We start from the raw sequence: 13685 nt of genomic DNA, 5'->3' as shown, positions 1-13685 counted from the left end.
CGTGGGGGGTTGGTTGTGGGGGGGGGGGGTCCAAACCCCCCGCCGGGGGGGGGGGGGGGGGGGGGGGTGGGGGGCGCCCCCCCGGGGGCGCTGCCCCCGGACCCCCGCTCCTCAATCGCCGGAGGGGCTTGACGTGGCCCGGTGAGCCCGGATGCGCTGGAGTCACCCGGTGAGCCCGGATGCGTCGGAGGGGCGGGAAGCGGTCGGCCGACTACGCCGAGCGCGACAGCGCGTCCCCGTGGATCGGGTCCGCGAACGGGCGGCCGGAGGCGAAGCGTTGGAGCTCGTCCAGGGCCTGGTCCGCCATCCGGTGCAGCTCGTTGCCGAGGGAGCCCGCGATATGTGGGGTCAGCAGCACGTTCGGCAGGTCGAAGAGCGGTGAGGACTCGGGCGGCAGCTCTGGGTCCGTCACGTCCAGGACGGCGTGCAGCCGTCCCCGTACCAGCTCTGTGACCAGGGCCGGCTCGTCGATCAGCGAACCGCGTGCGGTGTTGATGAGGGTGGATCCGTCCGGCATCGCCGCAAGTTGCGCGGCGCCGATCAGCCGGCGGGTGGCCGGCAGCTCCGGCGCGTGGACGGAGACGATCCCGCTGCGGGCGCAGAGCTCGTCCAGAGGGACCGGCTCCGCACCGAGCCGGGTGGCCGCGGCGGGCTCCAGGTACGGGTCGTACAGCAGGACCTCGAAGTCGAACGGCCGCAGCAGCTCGATGACCCGGCGCCCGGTCCGGGACGCGCCGACGATGCCCACCGTGCGGCCGTGGTTGCCCCAGCCGTCGAGCTCCTCGCGCCAGTCGTGCGCGGCGCGCAGCTCCCGGTAGCGGCGGGCGCTGCCCAGCACGTTCTTGCCCGCGAAGAGGATCGCGGCCAGCGTGTACTCGGCCACCGGCCGGGCGTTCGCGGCGGCCACGGAGGTGACCTGGATGCCCCGTTCCCAGCACGCGTCCGTGATGTGGTGCTTGACGCTGCCCGCGGCGTGCACGACCGCGCGCAGCCGGGGCGCGGCCGCGAGGACCGCCTCGGTGAGCGGGGGCGCGCCCCAGCAGGTGAGCAGGACCTCGGCCCCGTCCAGCGCGGCGGCGACCTGCGGGGACGGGTCGGCCAGTTGGTGGGCGACGAGATCCGGATCGGTGCGGACGAGGCCGGTCAGCCGGTTCCGGTGGGCGGGAGTGAGCAGCCGTTCTGCGATCCCCGGTCCCATCGCCAGGAGCGCGGCGGGCCGGGTGTCAGTGGTGTGGGGCATGGTGGAACTCGGGCTCCTCGGATGTCACTTGACGCTGCCGGCGGTGAGACCGGCCTTCCAGTGACGTTGCAGGGTGATGAAGGCGATGATCAGCGGAGCGACGGCGAGGAGGGATCCGGTGACGACCATCGGATAGAAGCTGGGGTCGGCGTTGGCGGTGCTGTGCCAGTTGTAGAGGCCGAGGCTCAGCGGGTAGAGCTTCTTGTCCGAGAGCATGACCAGGGGGAGGAAGAAGTTGTTCCAGATCGCGGTGAACTGGAAGAGGAAGACGGTCACGAACCCCGGCATGACCATGCGCAGACCCACCGACCAGAACGTGCGCATCTCGCCCGCCCCGTCGATCCGGGCCGCTTCCAGGACCTCGTCCGGTATGTAGCCGGCGCTGAAGATCCGGGAGAGGTACACGCCGAACGGGTTCACCAGGGACGGGATCAGGACCGCCCAGTAGGTGTTGACGGTCCCCGTCTTCACGGCCAGCAGGTAGAGCGGCAGGGACAGCGCGGTGGAGGGCAGCAGCACCCCGAGCAGGACGAGCGCGAACAGCTTCTCCTTCCCCCGGAAGCGGTACTTGTCGAAGGCGTACCCGGCGGCGACGCTGACCAGCGAGCAGCCGAGCGCCCCGATGCCCGCGTACAGCAGGGAGTTGCCGTACCAGCGGAAGTAGACGCCGTCCTGGTACGTGGACAGGGCGGAGAGGTTGCCGCCGAGGTTGAAGCCCTCGAAGGAGAAGACGTCACCGCCCAGCAGGTTCCCGGCGTCCTTGGTGGCCGCGGTGACCAGCCAGATCAGCGGGAACAGCGTGTAGACGGCGGCGATGACCAGCACGCCGTTGACCGCGGTCTTCGACAGCCAGCGGCTGGACCGGGCCCCTCCCGCGCCGACGGGCGCGCGGCCCTCTGTGCGGGCGGGGGTGCGGGCCGGGGCGGCCGGATCGATCATGACGGGGGAGGTCATGCCCGTGCCTCCTTGCGGTTGTTGGTGAAGCGCGTGACGACGAAGGAGAGCGCGGCGGCGACGAGGGCGATGAGCACGGAGGCGGCCGCGGCGAGACCGTAGTCGTTGCGCTCGAAGGCAGCGCTGTAGGCGTACATGTTCGGGGTCCAGGTGCTGGTCACGGCCGAGCCCGAGCCCCGGTTCAGGATCAGCGGCTCGGTGAACAGCTGGAGCGAGCCGATGATGGTGAAGAGGAGCACCATCACCAGCGAGGAGCGGATCAGCGGGAGTTTGATGGAGAAGGCGATCCGCCAGTTCCCCGCGCCGTCCACGGTCGCGGCCTCCAGCAGCGAGCGGTCGACGGCCTGCAGCGCGGCGTAGAAGATCACCACGTTGTAGCCGAGCCACTCCCAGAGGGCGATGTTGACGATGGAGGGCAGCGTGCCCTGGGACGAGAAGAAGTCGAAGCCGATGCCGCCCGACTCCATCGCCTTGACGACCGGGCTGAGCTGCGGCGTGTACAGGTAGATCCAGATCAGCGCGGCGATCAGCCCGGGGATGGCGTGCGGCAGGAAGAGCGCCAGCTGGAAGAAGCGCCGGGCGCGGGCCAGTGCGGTGTCCAGCAGCAGCGCCAGCACGATCGCGCCGCCGGCCATCAGCGGGATGTAGAAGGCGCAGTAGCCCAGGAGCACCCAGAAGCCGTCGCGGAACGCCTGGTCCCCGAGGGCGGAGGCGTAGTTCCCGAGCCCGTCGAAGACCGTACGGGGACCGTCGAAGCCGAGCCCGGACTGCTTCTCGGTGAACAGGCTCAGCCAGAGCGCGTAGCAGACCGGGACGATCATCGCGACGGTGAACAGGACGAAGAACGGCGTGAGGAAGGTACCGGCCGCGATCCGGGTGCGGGCCTTCGCGCTCAGCCCGCCGGGGCGGGTACCGGATGTGGGAGGCGTGCTCATGAGGGCTCCTCGACCTTCAGGCCGCGCTTCTTGAGATCGGCGACAGTGGCGTCATGGGCGGTCTTGATCGCATGCGGCAGGGTGGAGCTGCCGCCGACGACCTCTCCGAGTTCGTCGCCGAGTGCGGAGTTGGTGGCGCCGGGGCTCGGACCCCACACCCAGTCGGGCCCGATCGAGGCGCCCGCCTTCGTGAACAGGCCGTACAGGTCCTGGCCTCCGTAGAAGCTGGTGTCGAACGCTTTGCGGGCGATCGGCACCATCGCGGGAGAGGCGGGCAGCGCGCTCGACGTGCTCGCCCCGATCCGGGCGTTGATGGCGTCCTGGTTGGTGGACATCCACAACGCGAACTCGACGGCGGCCGCGGCCTTCTTGCTGTTCTTGCTCACGGCGAAGGTGGAGCCGCCGACCATCCCGCTGGCGGGCTTGTCCGCCTCCCAGCTGGGCAGCGGCACGGCCGCCCACTTGCCCTTCTCCTCGGGGACGATGCCCGCGAGCACCCCGGCACTCCAGGAGGCGCCCAGGTAGCCGACCGTGGTGCCCTGCTTCAGGGAGCTGGTCCACTCCGGGCTGAACGAGGAGGCGGTGCTCACCAGTTTGTCGTCGATCAGCCCCTGCCAGTACTCCGCGGTCCGCTTCGAGGCGGGGTCTGTGGTGTCGACCTTCCAGGCGTCCTTGCCGGCGCTGAACCACTGGGCGCCGGCCTGCCAGGCCAGCGCCTGGAAGAACGTCGGGTCGTCCGGGAAGAACGTGGCGATCCGGGTCTTCGGCGCCGCCTTCTTGACGTCGGCGGCGGCGGCCTTGAAGTCGTCCCAGGTCTTCGGCAGCGCGATGTGGTGCTCGGTGAAGAAGTCCTTGCGGTAGTAGAAGACCTGCGGCGCCGCGTCGAACGGCACCGCCCAGTTCTTGCCGCCGAGCGTCGTCATCTCGATGGTCTGCGGCAGGAACTTCTTCTTGATGTCGTCGGTGAGGTAGCCGCTGATGTCCTGGAGCGAGCCCTGACTGACGAACGCGGAGAGCTGCGGGTACTCGATGGAGAGCAGGTCGGGGGCGATGCCCGCCTTCACCGCGTTGGCGATCTTCGGATAGCCGCCGAGACCGCCGGACGGTATCTCCTCGAACTTGACCTTGATCGTGTCGTGGGTCGCGTTGAACGCGTCCACGACCTCCTGCGACCCCTTGGTCCATGCCCAGAAGGAGACGGTCACGGGGTGTTCCGCGGTGCCATGGGCGGGGGAGTCGTCGGCGCCGCCGCCGCACGCCGTCAGGACGGCGAGGGCGGTGGCAGCGCCGACCAGTGCATGGATGGGACGGGACCAACTGCGGCTCACGGGGACAGCTCCTGTACGTGCGGGAACAGGCATTGGCCGTGATGGTTCGATCCCTGGTGAACGAAGTCAAGAGCGAAAGATTGAATGATCGAAAAATGATCGAACGGGGAGGTGGTGGATGTGGTCAAACATCACTTATGGGGCGGTCGTGAGCCCGGTGTGCGGAGCCCGGCGTCCGGAGGCTGGGTCCGTTGTACGGCCTCAGCTGCCGGACGGCTCCGGGGTCGCTGTCCGGTTCGACGGCCGCCCGCACGAGTCCCGCACCCGCAGCGTCGGCAGCAGGGCGACATGCCGCCTCGGCGCCAGCTCTGAGGGCACCCCGTAGCGCTCCCCCGACAGCCGCTCGACCAGCAGTTCCGCCGCGCTGCGCCCGACCTCCCGCTTGGGCGGCGCCACCGCGGTGAGCGGGGTGTCGGCGAGCGCCGCCACCTCGTCGTCGTACGTGACCAGGGACAGATCGTCCGGCACCCGGACGCCGAGCTCGGCCAGCCGGCGCATCATCCTGATGGCGTCCTCGTCGTTGTGCATCAGGGCCGCGGTCGCCCGCCCCCGCCGCACCGCGTCCCGCAGCCCGAGCGCGGCCTGCTCGAACAGCACCGGATCGCGCTCGTCGGAGGACGACTCGATCACCGGGCCCGGGGCGCGCAGCCCCAGCACCGCAAGCCCCCGCGCGTACCCGGCGCGGACCGCCTGCGCCGTCGGGCTGTCCGCCCTGGCGACCAGCAGCGGCGCCCGGTGGCCCAGCTCCAGCAGGTACCGGATGGCGAGCAGCACCCCGTGCGCGTGGTCCGAGCAGACCCGGTCGAAACCGTCCAGCGGCCCGCCCGGCACCCCGGTCCGCTCCACCAGGACCTTCTCCACTGGCAGCTGGGCGAGCCAGTCGCTGTAGGCGGCCGGATGGCCCGGTTCCGTCCAGCTCGGGGCGAGCAGCAGCCCCTGCGCCCCGGCCGCCAGCAGCCCGGCGGCGTGTGCCGCGTCGTCCTCCGGGCGGTAGTCGGTGACCCGCAGGATCAGCCGGGCGCCGAGCCGGGCCGCGGCCTCGTGGGCGCCGCGGATCACCTCGGCGAAGTAGTAGACGGCGGCCGGGGCCAGCATCCCGATGACCGGGCCGCCGCCCGCCGGGGTGCCGGCCGGTCCGCGTTCGGCGGGCCAGGAGACCGAACCGTGCACCCGGTCGAGCAGCCCCCGCGCCGCCAGCGCCTCGGCATCGCGGCGCGCCGTCACCGGGGAGACGCCGAGCCGGTCCGCGAGGTCCGAGACCCGTGCGGTGCCCTGTTCGCGCACCAGTTTCAGCAGTCGGTCATGACGTTCAGCGGCACCTTCGCGCACGGTGGCAGCCCCTCAGGCGGTTAGCGGATGATCGAACGTAGTGCTGTTCTGATCATTCGATCACAAGGGGGCGAGGGCGTCACGGTGCGGGGGAGGCCCCGCGGCTGCCGGGAACCTTCCGTCACTGAGGCCCGTACTTGCGGCCCGTCCTGGAGGTGACGCCCCCGAGCAGTCCGCGCGGCGTCACCTTGACCAGCCCCATGAGCGCCTTGTAGCGGGGATCCGGGACCGAGACCGACTTGCCCCGTGCCAGGTCCGCCAGGGCCGCGGTCACCAACTTGTCGGCGTCCAGCCACATCCAGCCCGGGATGCTGCCCGTGCCCATGCCGGCCCGCTGGTGGAACTCGGTCCGTACGAAGCCGGGGCAGAGCGCCATCAGCCGCACTCCCGAGCCCGCCAGGTCCTTGGCCGCGCCCTGGGTGAACTGCACGACCCACGCCTTGGACGCCCCGTACGTACCGCGCGGCACGAACGCCGCGACCGAGGCCACGTTCACCACGCCGCCCCGGCCGCGCTCCTTCATCCCGGTGGCCGCCGCGGAGGTCAGCCGCAGCACCGCCTCGCAGTGCACCTTCAGCATCGCCAGCTCATCGGCCATGGGGACGTCCAGATAACTGCCCTTGTTGCCGAACCCGGCGTTGTTGACCAGCAGATCGACGGACAGCAGTCGGTCGCTCAGCCGGGCCTCCACCGCCGCGATCCCGTCATCCCGTGACAGGTCCGCGGGCAGCACCTCTGCCTCGATGCCGTGCCGGTCGTGCAGCTCGGTGGCCTGCTCGCGCAGCCGCTCGGTGTCGCGGGCCACCAGGACCAGGTTGTGGCCCTCGGCCGCGAGCCGCCGCGCGAACGCGGCCCCGATGCCCGAGGTCGCGCCGGTAATCAGTGCAGTCGTCATACGCGGCACGTTAGTGCCCCGCGCGCGCCACCCGCCGCGCCGCCCGGCGCTCCCCGCTCACCGCTGCCGCGCCACGTACTCCCGCGCCTGCCGCAGCGGCTCCGGGTGCAGCGCCTCCCCGGCCGGGAGCAGCAGCGGCAGCAGCTCCCGACGGGTCGTCACGGCCCGGAACTGGAGCTCCACCGTGACCTCGTGGTCCGGCCGGTGCACGGTCTCCACCGGGTCGCCCGCCCGGACCGCGCCCGGCGTGATCACCCGCAGATAGGCACCGGGGGTGGCCGCCCGGGTGTACCGCTTGACCCACTGCCGTTCGTCGAGATGGCCCGCGAACGTACGGCACGGGACGCGGCCCGAGGTGATCTCCAGGACCAGCTCGGGACCGACCCGCCAGCGCTCTCCGATCAGCGCGCCCCTGACGTCCACCCCGCTCGTGGTCAGGTTCTCGCCGAAGGCCCCGTTGGGCAGCGGACGCCCGAGCGCCTGCTCCCAGCGGTCCAGTTCCTCGCGGGCGTAGGCGTACACGGCCTGGTTCGAGCCGCCGTGGAACCGGAGATCGCAGACCGCGTCCCCGGCCAGTCCGCTGCCGCCCGTGCCCTCGGGGCCGGGTTCTGTGACCTGCACGGGACCGTCGACCGGGTGCTTGTCGATCCCGGTCACCCCGCCCGGGGAGTCGGTGTACGGCACCGCCACGGGCCGGCCGGTGTTCACGGTCAGCACTCTCGACGCACTCATTCCGGCACGCTAACGGCTCCCTGACGACGCGCGGAAACCGCTTTTGCGAGCTGCGGAAACCGTTTCGCTCAAAGTCACACGCGAAGAATTCGCTCATGCCCCAAGAGGGCCTTATATTCGAAGGGTGATCGAAGCCCGTCATCTCCGCGTCCTGCGAGCCGTCTCCGCCACCGGCTCCTTCTCCGCCGCCGCCCGCGAGCTGGGCTGCACACAGCCCGCGGTCAGCCAGCAGATGAAGGCCCTGGAGTCCTCCGCCGGCACCACGCTGCTCATCCGGACCGGGCGCGAGATGCGGCTGACACAGGCCGGTCAGGCGCTCGTGCGGCACGCCTCCGGGATCCTCGCCGGGCTCACCGCCGCGGAGGAGGAGGTCGCCGCGATCGCGGGCCTGCGGGCCGGCCGGGTCCGGCTGGTGTCCTTCCCGAGTGGCAGCTCCAGCCTGGTCCCGGGCGCCCTCGCGGCGCTGCGGGCGGCGCATCCCGGCACCCGGGTCTCCCTGGTCGAGGCCGAGCCGCCCCGCTCGGTCGAGATGCTGCGCGACGGCGACTGCGACATCGCCCTGGCCTTCCGGTACGGCACGCAGGGCGCCGAGTGGGACGACCTGGTGGTGCGCCCGCTGCTCACCGACCGGCTCATCGGCCTGCTGCCCGACGGGCATCAGCTGGCGGGCCGGACGGCGGTGGGCATCGCGGAACTCGCTGCGGAACCGTGGATCGCCGGCTGCCCGCGCTGCCGCCGACAGCTGGTGGAGGTCTGCGAGGAGTCCGGCTTCACCCCCCGGATCGACTTCGCCACCGATGACTACCCCGCGGTGATCGGCCTGGTCGGCGCCGGTCTCGGGGTGGCGGTACTGCCGGCGCTGGCGATCGAGTCGGTACGCCCCCGTGGCGCCGTGACGGTCACCGTGGAACCGGCCATCGAGCGCGAGATCGTCGCGCTGACCCTGCCCGACCTGGCGCAGGTCCCGGCGGTGGCGGCCACGCTGGACCAGCTGTCGCTGGCGGCCGCCCGCTGAGGGGCCCGCGGGGCGCGGCGCCTGCGGAGCGGGCGCCTGGGGTCTGGGGATCTGGAGAAACGGGGATCTGGGGATCTGGAGAAACGTTTCTGCCGTACTGGGGCGGTGGCGGGCGTCAGCCGTGTCCCGGGGGTGACGCCGGGCCTGCGGGCGCCGTGGCGGAGATCAGCCGGTTGCGGGCCCGCCCCATGAGCTCCTCGCGCTCGTCCTCGGTCAGTCCGCCCCAGACCCCGTAGGGCTCTCGCACCGCCAGGGCGTGGGCCGCGCACTCGGCGCGCACCGGGCACCGCATGCAGACCTCTTTCGCGGAGTTCTCGCGGGCGCTCCGGGCGGCGCCCCGTTCGCCCTCCGGGTGGAAGAACAGCGAGCTGTCGACCCCGCGGCAGGCCGCCAGCAGCTGCCAGTCCCACAGATCGGCGTTGGGTCCGGGAAGGCGGGAGAAATCTGCCATTGCTTGTCCCCTCGAAACCGTGCTGAGTCGGAAACGTCGTTGTCGTCCGTCGTCGGCCGTGTTCATGACCGTACATCTACGGTGTTAGTAGATGTAAATATGACTGATTGCGAATCTAGTCACAGACACCAGCAAAAGGGAAGAAAACCCGCTAAATGGGGCATGCGTTCCTGTGAAGGTTCAGTTGACGACTGGACGAACCCGTGGCGTTCTCCTCTGTGTCCGCGCCCTCACGTAGAGTGCCGAACCCTGTTCTCCGACCCGTAACTCTTTCGAGTGACCATCGTTGAGAGTGCGGAGGCGGTTGACAGAGAAAGCGATCGGGCAGGTGTCCGAGAGCGTCAACCGCACAGGTGACGACTTGTAACAGCCTGGAGGCTCAAGGTGACGCGCATCAGCTTCGGAGGGCGGTCATGACATCCGTCCTCGTCTGCGACGACTCCCCGCTTGCCCGAGAGGCGCTCCGTCGCGCGGTCGCGACCGTGCCCGGCGTCGAGCGTGTGACGACGGCGGCCAACGGCGAGGAAGTCCTCCGCCGCTGGGGTGCCGACCGTTCGGATCTGATTCTGATGGACGTACGCATGCCAGGTCTGGGAGGTGTGGAGACGGTCCGGCGGCTGCTCTCCGCCGACCCCGGAGCGAGGATCATCATGCTGACCGTCGCCGAGGACCTGGACGGTGTCGCGCTCGCGGTCGCCGCCGGGGCCCGCGGGTATCTGCACAAGGACGCCTCCCGGGCGGAGCTCCGGGCGACCGTCACCCAGGCGCTGGCCGATCCGACGTGGCGGCTGGCCCCGCGCCGGCTGCGGTCGGCGGAGATGGGCGCGGCCCCCACGCTCACGGCGCGTGAGATCCAGGTGCTCGAAGGGATGAGTCACGGCCGCTCCAACGCGGAGATCGGCCGGGAGCTCTTCCTCTCGGAGGACACGGTGAAGACTCACGCCAGGCGTCTCTTCAAGAAGCTCGGAGCCTCGGACCGGGCGCACGCCGTCGCGCTCGGCTTCCGCTGGGGCCTGGTCCGCTGAGGTCCGGGCACGGCCGGCAGTCGATTCACCCCCCGTCCGCACACCGGTGGACGGGGCGACCCGGGGCCCGGCGGTTTCCCGCCCGAGGAGTCCGCCGCCCCCGCGGTATGTGACGCTTCCCGGCCGATGCCGCATCCTTGAGATGTGGAGTTCCTCGGGAACGATTCGGTCGAGCGGAAGGGGAGGGCGCAGGACATGACTTCCGGCGCACCCGCTCATAACGCTTCGGTGCACAACTACGGACGCGGTGCCGCGGATGACGCGGCACCGATGCACCATGGTCCGATGCGCGACGACGGAACGACGGTGATCGGTGCCCTGGTGCACCGCGCCGTCGAGGGCGACGCGCAGGCCACCCATGATCTGCTGGCCCATGTCCACCCCCTCGCGCTGCGCTACTGCAGGTCCCGGCTGAACCGGCTGCCCGGTGATGCCCGCCACTTCGTGGAGGACCTGGCGCAGGAGGTCTGTGTCGCGGTGCTGATGGCGCTGCCCCGGTACAAGGACACCGGCAGACCCTTCGAAGCCTTCGTCTTCGCCATCGCCGGCCACAAGGTGGCCGATCTCCAGCGGGCCGCGATGCGGCACCCGGGATCGACCGCGGTGCCCTCCGACGAGATGCCGGAGCGGCCGGACGATTCACTCGGGCCCGAGGAGCGTGCGCTGCTCAGCAGCGATGCCGCCTGGGCCAAGCGGCTCCTCGCCAACCTCCCGGAGAACCAGCGCGAACTGCTGGTCCTGCGCGTCGCGGTCGGGCTGACCGCGGAGGAGACCGGACAGCTGCTGGGCATGTCGCCGGGCGCGGTCCGGGTCGCCCAGCACCGTGCGCTGAGCCGGCTGCGGGCCCTCGCGGAGCAGTGAGCCGGAGCCTTCGAGGTCCCGTGGTCCAGGCCTTCGCGGTCCCGTAGGAAGGTACAGAACCTCCGGGTGATCTTGCTCGTGGAATGAGACACGCACGGAGGCCGTTAGCATGGACATCCGCACCGATCAAGGCCATTTGGGGAAGGTGTCATGACTGCAAACGTCGACGGAGTGCCCGAGAAATTCGCGACGCTCGGGCTGACATACGACGACGTGCTGCTGCTGCCGGGCGCATCTGACGTGCTGCCCAACGCGGTCGACACCTCGTCGCTCATCTCGCGCAACGTACGCGTGAACATTCCGCTGCTCTCCGCCGCGATGGACAAGGTGACCGAGGCCCGTATGGCGATCGCCATGGCCCGTCAGGGCGGCGTCGGCGTACTGCACCGCAACCTCTCGGTCGAGGACCAGGTCAACCAGGTGGACCTGGTGAAGCGGTCCGAGTCCGGAATGGTCACCGACCCGATCACGGTCAGCCCGGACGCCACGCTCGGCGAGGCCGACGCGCTGTGCGCCAAGTTCCGCATCAGCGGCGTCCCGGTCACCGACCCGGCGGGCAAGCTGCTCGGCATCGTCACCAACCGCGACATGGCCTTCGAGTCGGACCGGGCGCGCCAGGTGCGCGAGGTCATGACGCCGATGCCGCTGGTCACCGGCCGGGTCGGCATCTCCGGCGTGGACGCCATGGAGCTGCTGCGCCGCCACAAGATCGAGAAGCTTCCGCTGGTCGACGAGGCGGGCATCCTCAAGGGCCTCATCACGGTCAAGGACTTCAAGAAGGCCGAGCAGTACCCGAACGCGGCCAAGGACGCCGAGGGCCGGCTGCTCGTCGGCGCGGCCGTAGGCGCCAGCCCGGAGGCGCTGGACCGCGCCCAGGCGCTGGCCGGGGCGGGCGTGGACTTCCTGATCGTCGACACCTCGCACGGCCACAACAGCAACGCCCTCAACTGGATGGCGAAGATCAAGTCGGCCGTCGGCGTGGACGTCATCGGCGGCAACGTCGCGACCCGCGACGGCGCCCAGGCCCTGGTCGACGCGGGTGTGGACGGCGTCAAGGTGGGCGTCGGACCCGGTTCGATCTGCACCACCCGAGTGGTCGCCGGTATCGGCGTCCCGCAGGTCACCGCGATCTACGAGGCCGCGCTCGCGGCCCGTGCGGCGGGCGTCCCGGTCATCGGTGACGGCGGCCTCCAGTACTCCGGCGACATCGGCAAGGCCCTGGTGGCCGGCGCGGACGCGGTGATGCTCGGCTCGCTGCTCGCGGGCTGCGAGGAGTCCCCGGGCGAGCTGCAGTTCATCAACGGCAAGCAGTTCAAGTCGTACCGGGGCATGGGTTCGCTCGGCGCGATGCAGTCCCGCGGCCAGGGCCGCTCGTACTCGAAGGACCGGTACTTCCAGGCCGAGGTGTCCTCCGACGACAAGCTCGTCCCCGAGGGCATCGAGGGCCAGGTGCCCTACCGGGGCCCGCTGGCCAACGTCCTGCACCAGCTCGTCGGCGGTCTCCGCCAGACGATGGGCTACGTGGGCGCCGCCTCCGTCGACGAGATGGAGAGCAAGGGCCGCTTCGTCCGGATCACCTCGGCGGGTCTCAAGGAGAGCCACCCGCACGACATCCAGATGACGGTCGAAGCACCGAACTACAGCAGGAAGTAACGCATCAGCGCAGCTGAGGGGCGGTCCCGGGAAGCCGGGACCGCCCCTCAGCTGCGTGTCGGGGATACTGGACAGCGCAGACGCAGACGGAAAGGCCACACATCGTGACTGAGATCGAGATCGGGCGCGGCAAGCGCGGCCGCCGGGCATACGCATTCGACGACATCGCCGTCGTCCCGAGCCGCCGGACCCGCGACCCGAAGGAGGTCTCGATCGCCTGGCAGATCGACGCCTACCGCTTCGAGCTGCCGTTCCTGGCCGCTCCCATGGACTCCGTGGTCTCCCCGCAGCACGCCATCCGCATCGGTGAGCTCGGCGGTCTTGGCGTGCTGAACCTGGAAGGCCTGTGGACCCGGCACGCCGACCCGCAGCCGCTGCTCGACGAGATCGCCCAGATGCCCGTCGAGTCGGCCACCCGCCGGCTCCAGGAGATCTACTCCGCCCCCATCCAGGAGGAGCTGATCGGGCAGCGCATCAAGGAGGTGCGCGACTCCGGTGTCGTCACCGCCGCCGCGCTCTCCCCGCAGCGCACCGCCCAGTTCTCCAAGGCCGTCGTCGACGCGGGTGTGGACATCTTCGTCATCCGCGGTACGACGGTCTCCGCCGAGCACGTCTCGGGCGCGGCCGAGCCGCTCAACCTGAAGCAGTTCATCTACGAGCTGGACGTCCCGGTGATCGTCGGCGGCTGCGCCACGTACACCGCCGCCCTGCACCTGATGCGCACCGGCGCGGCCGGTGTCCTGGTCGGCTTCGGCGGTGGCGCCGCGCACACCACGCGCAACGTCTTCGGCATCCAGGTCCCGATGGCGACCGCCGTCGCGGACGTGGCCGGTGCCCGCCGCGACTACATGGACGAGTCCGGCGGCCGGTACGTGCACGTGATCGCGGACGGCGGCGTCGGCTGGTCCGGCGACCTGCCGAAGGCCATCGCCTGCGGTGCGGACGCCGTGATGATGGGCTCCCCGCTCGCCCGCGCGACGGACGCGCCGGGCCGGGGCCGGCACTGGGGCATGGAGGCCGTCCACGAGGACGTGCCGCGCGGCAAGCTGGTCGACCTCGGCTCGGTCGGGACGACGGAGGAGGTCCTCACCGGTCCTTCGCACACCCCCGACGGCTCGATGAACATCTTCGGCGCACTGCGCCGGGCGATGGCGACCACGGGCTACAGCGACCTCAAGGAGTTCCAGCGCGTCGAGGTCACGGTGGCGGACTCGCAGCACCGCCGCTGAGCGCACCCGGTACGACGGAGGGCCTGGACGGTGACAGC

At 70.8% G+C, this 13685-nt stretch carries 13 protein-coding genes; 5 read left to right on the top strand and 8 right to left on the bottom strand.

The window, feature by feature from the left end:
• Positions 1-211 precede the first annotated feature (211 nt).
• From ACZ601_RS32930 to ACZ601_RS32900, 7 genes are all read right to left on the bottom strand, one after another.
• A complete protein-coding gene (locus ACZ601_RS32930; RefSeq protein WP_469544831.1) occupies positions 212-1240 on the bottom strand; it encodes a hydroxyacid dehydrogenase in 1029 nt (342 codons plus the stop codon).
• 24 nt (positions 1241-1264) lie between these two features.
• Entirely contained in the window at positions 1265-2194 is a 930-nt protein-coding gene (locus tag ACZ601_RS32925; RefSeq protein WP_371776610.1) for a carbohydrate ABC transporter permease, read from the bottom strand.
• A complete protein-coding gene (locus ACZ601_RS32920; RefSeq protein WP_469544829.1) occupies positions 2191-3129 on the bottom strand; it encodes a carbohydrate ABC transporter permease in 939 nt (312 codons plus the stop codon). The genes ACZ601_RS32925 and ACZ601_RS32920 overlap by 4 nt, the downstream gene beginning before the upstream one ends.
• Positions 3126-4457: an ABC transporter substrate-binding protein gene (locus ACZ601_RS32915; RefSeq protein ID WP_469544827.1), complete on the bottom strand. Its 1332-nt coding sequence runs from the start codon at positions 4455-4457 to the stop codon at positions 3126-3128. Before ACZ601_RS32915 ends, ACZ601_RS32920 begins: the two co-directional genes overlap by 4 nt.
• A gap of 201 nt (positions 4458-4658) precedes the next feature.
• On the bottom strand, positions 4659-5786 hold the full coding sequence (locus ACZ601_RS32910; RefSeq protein WP_469544825.1) for a LacI family DNA-binding transcriptional regulator: 1128 nt from the start codon (positions 5784-5786) through the stop codon (positions 4659-4661).
• Positions 5787-5907: 121 nt separating this feature from the next.
• Positions 5908-6681, bottom strand: coding sequence for an SDR family NAD(P)-dependent oxidoreductase (locus tag ACZ601_RS32905; RefSeq protein ID WP_440578248.1), 774 nt, complete (start codon positions 6679-6681; stop codon positions 5908-5910).
• Between the two features lie 57 nt (positions 6682-6738).
• Positions 6739-7413 carry an MOSC domain-containing protein gene (locus ACZ601_RS32900; RefSeq protein ID WP_469544824.1) on the bottom strand — a complete coding sequence of 225 codons (675 nt, stop codon included), beginning with the start codon at positions 7411-7413 and terminating at the stop codon, positions 6739-6741.
• A gap of 124 nt (positions 7414-7537) precedes the next feature.
• Between ACZ601_RS32900 and ACZ601_RS32895 the strand changes: the two genes are divergently transcribed.
• A complete protein-coding gene (locus ACZ601_RS32895; RefSeq protein WP_469544823.1) occupies positions 7538-8428 on the top strand; it encodes a LysR family transcriptional regulator in 891 nt (296 codons plus the stop codon).
• Between the two features lie 115 nt (positions 8429-8543).
• Here the strand turns inward: ACZ601_RS32895 and ACZ601_RS32890 are convergent, their stop codons facing one another.
• Positions 8544-8879, bottom strand: a complete 336-nt coding sequence (locus ACZ601_RS32890) for a WhiB family transcriptional regulator (protein WP_073732621.1) — start codon at positions 8877-8879, stop codon at positions 8544-8546.
• A gap of 413 nt (positions 8880-9292) precedes the next feature.
• On the opposite strand from ACZ601_RS32890, the gene ACZ601_RS32885 reads away from it, so the two are divergent.
• The 4 genes from ACZ601_RS32885 (at position 9293) to ACZ601_RS32870 (ending at position 13647) form a co-directional block, all read left to right on the top strand.
• Positions 9293-9904 carry a response regulator transcription factor gene (locus ACZ601_RS32885; RefSeq protein ID WP_003948568.1) on the top strand — a complete coding sequence of 204 codons (612 nt, stop codon included), beginning with the start codon at positions 9293-9295 and terminating at the stop codon, positions 9902-9904.
• Positions 9905-10189: 285 nt separating this feature from the next.
• Positions 10190-10765, top strand: coding sequence for a sigma-70 family RNA polymerase sigma factor (locus ACZ601_RS32880; RefSeq protein ID WP_073732620.1), 576 nt, complete (start codon positions 10190-10192; stop codon positions 10763-10765).
• Between the two features lie 150 nt (positions 10766-10915).
• Entirely contained in the window at positions 10916-12418 is a 1503-nt protein-coding gene (gene guaB, locus ACZ601_RS32875; protein WP_024490220.1) for an IMP dehydrogenase, read from the top strand.
• Between the two features lie 104 nt (positions 12419-12522).
• The gene (locus ACZ601_RS32870) at positions 12523-13647 is read left to right on the top strand and encodes a GuaB3 family IMP dehydrogenase-related protein (protein WP_024490221.1); all 1125 of its coding nucleotides are present in this window, start codon (positions 12523-12525) and stop codon (positions 13645-13647) included.
• Positions 13648-13685 lie beyond the last annotated feature (38 nt).

Source organism: Streptomyces sp. NPDC104307 (assembly GCF_055584045.1).
Note: the sequence above shows the minus strand (reverse complement) of the source record. Positions and strands in the feature narration are given on the sequence as shown.

What these genes read in the sequence shown, in the direction of transcription:
- guaB (WP_024490220.1), top strand. Translation starts at nt 10,916, where the DNA reads ATGACTGCAAACGTCGACGGAGTGCCCGAGAAATTCGCGACGCTCGGG.
- ACZ601_RS32930 (WP_469544831.1), bottom strand. Translation starts at nt 1,240, where the DNA reads ATGCCCCACACCACTGACACCCGGCCCGCCGCGCTCCTGGCGATGGGA.
- ACZ601_RS32905 (WP_440578248.1), bottom strand. Translation starts at nt 6,681, where the DNA reads ATGACGACTGCACTGATTACCGGCGCGACCTCGGGCATCGGGGCCGCG.
- ACZ601_RS32885 (WP_003948568.1), top strand. Translation starts at nt 9,293, where the DNA reads ATGACATCCGTCCTCGTCTGCGACGACTCCCCGCTTGCCCGAGAGGCG.
- ACZ601_RS32925 (WP_371776610.1), bottom strand. Translation starts at nt 2,194, where the DNA reads ATGACCTCCCCCGTCATGATCGATCCGGCCGCCCCGGCCCGCACCCCC.
- ACZ601_RS32920 (WP_469544829.1), bottom strand. Translation starts at nt 3,129, where the DNA reads ATGAGCACGCCTCCCACATCCGGTACCCGCCCCGGCGGGCTGAGCGCG.
- ACZ601_RS32890 (WP_073732621.1), bottom strand. Translation starts at nt 8,879, where the DNA reads ATGGCAGATTTCTCCCGCCTTCCCGGACCCAACGCCGATCTGTGGGAC.
- ACZ601_RS32900 (WP_469544824.1), bottom strand. Translation starts at nt 7,413, where the DNA reads ATGAGTGCGTCGAGAGTGCTGACCGTGAACACCGGCCGGCCCGTGGCG.
- ACZ601_RS32880 (WP_073732620.1), top strand. Translation starts at nt 10,190, where the DNA reads ATGCGCGACGACGGAACGACGGTGATCGGTGCCCTGGTGCACCGCGCC.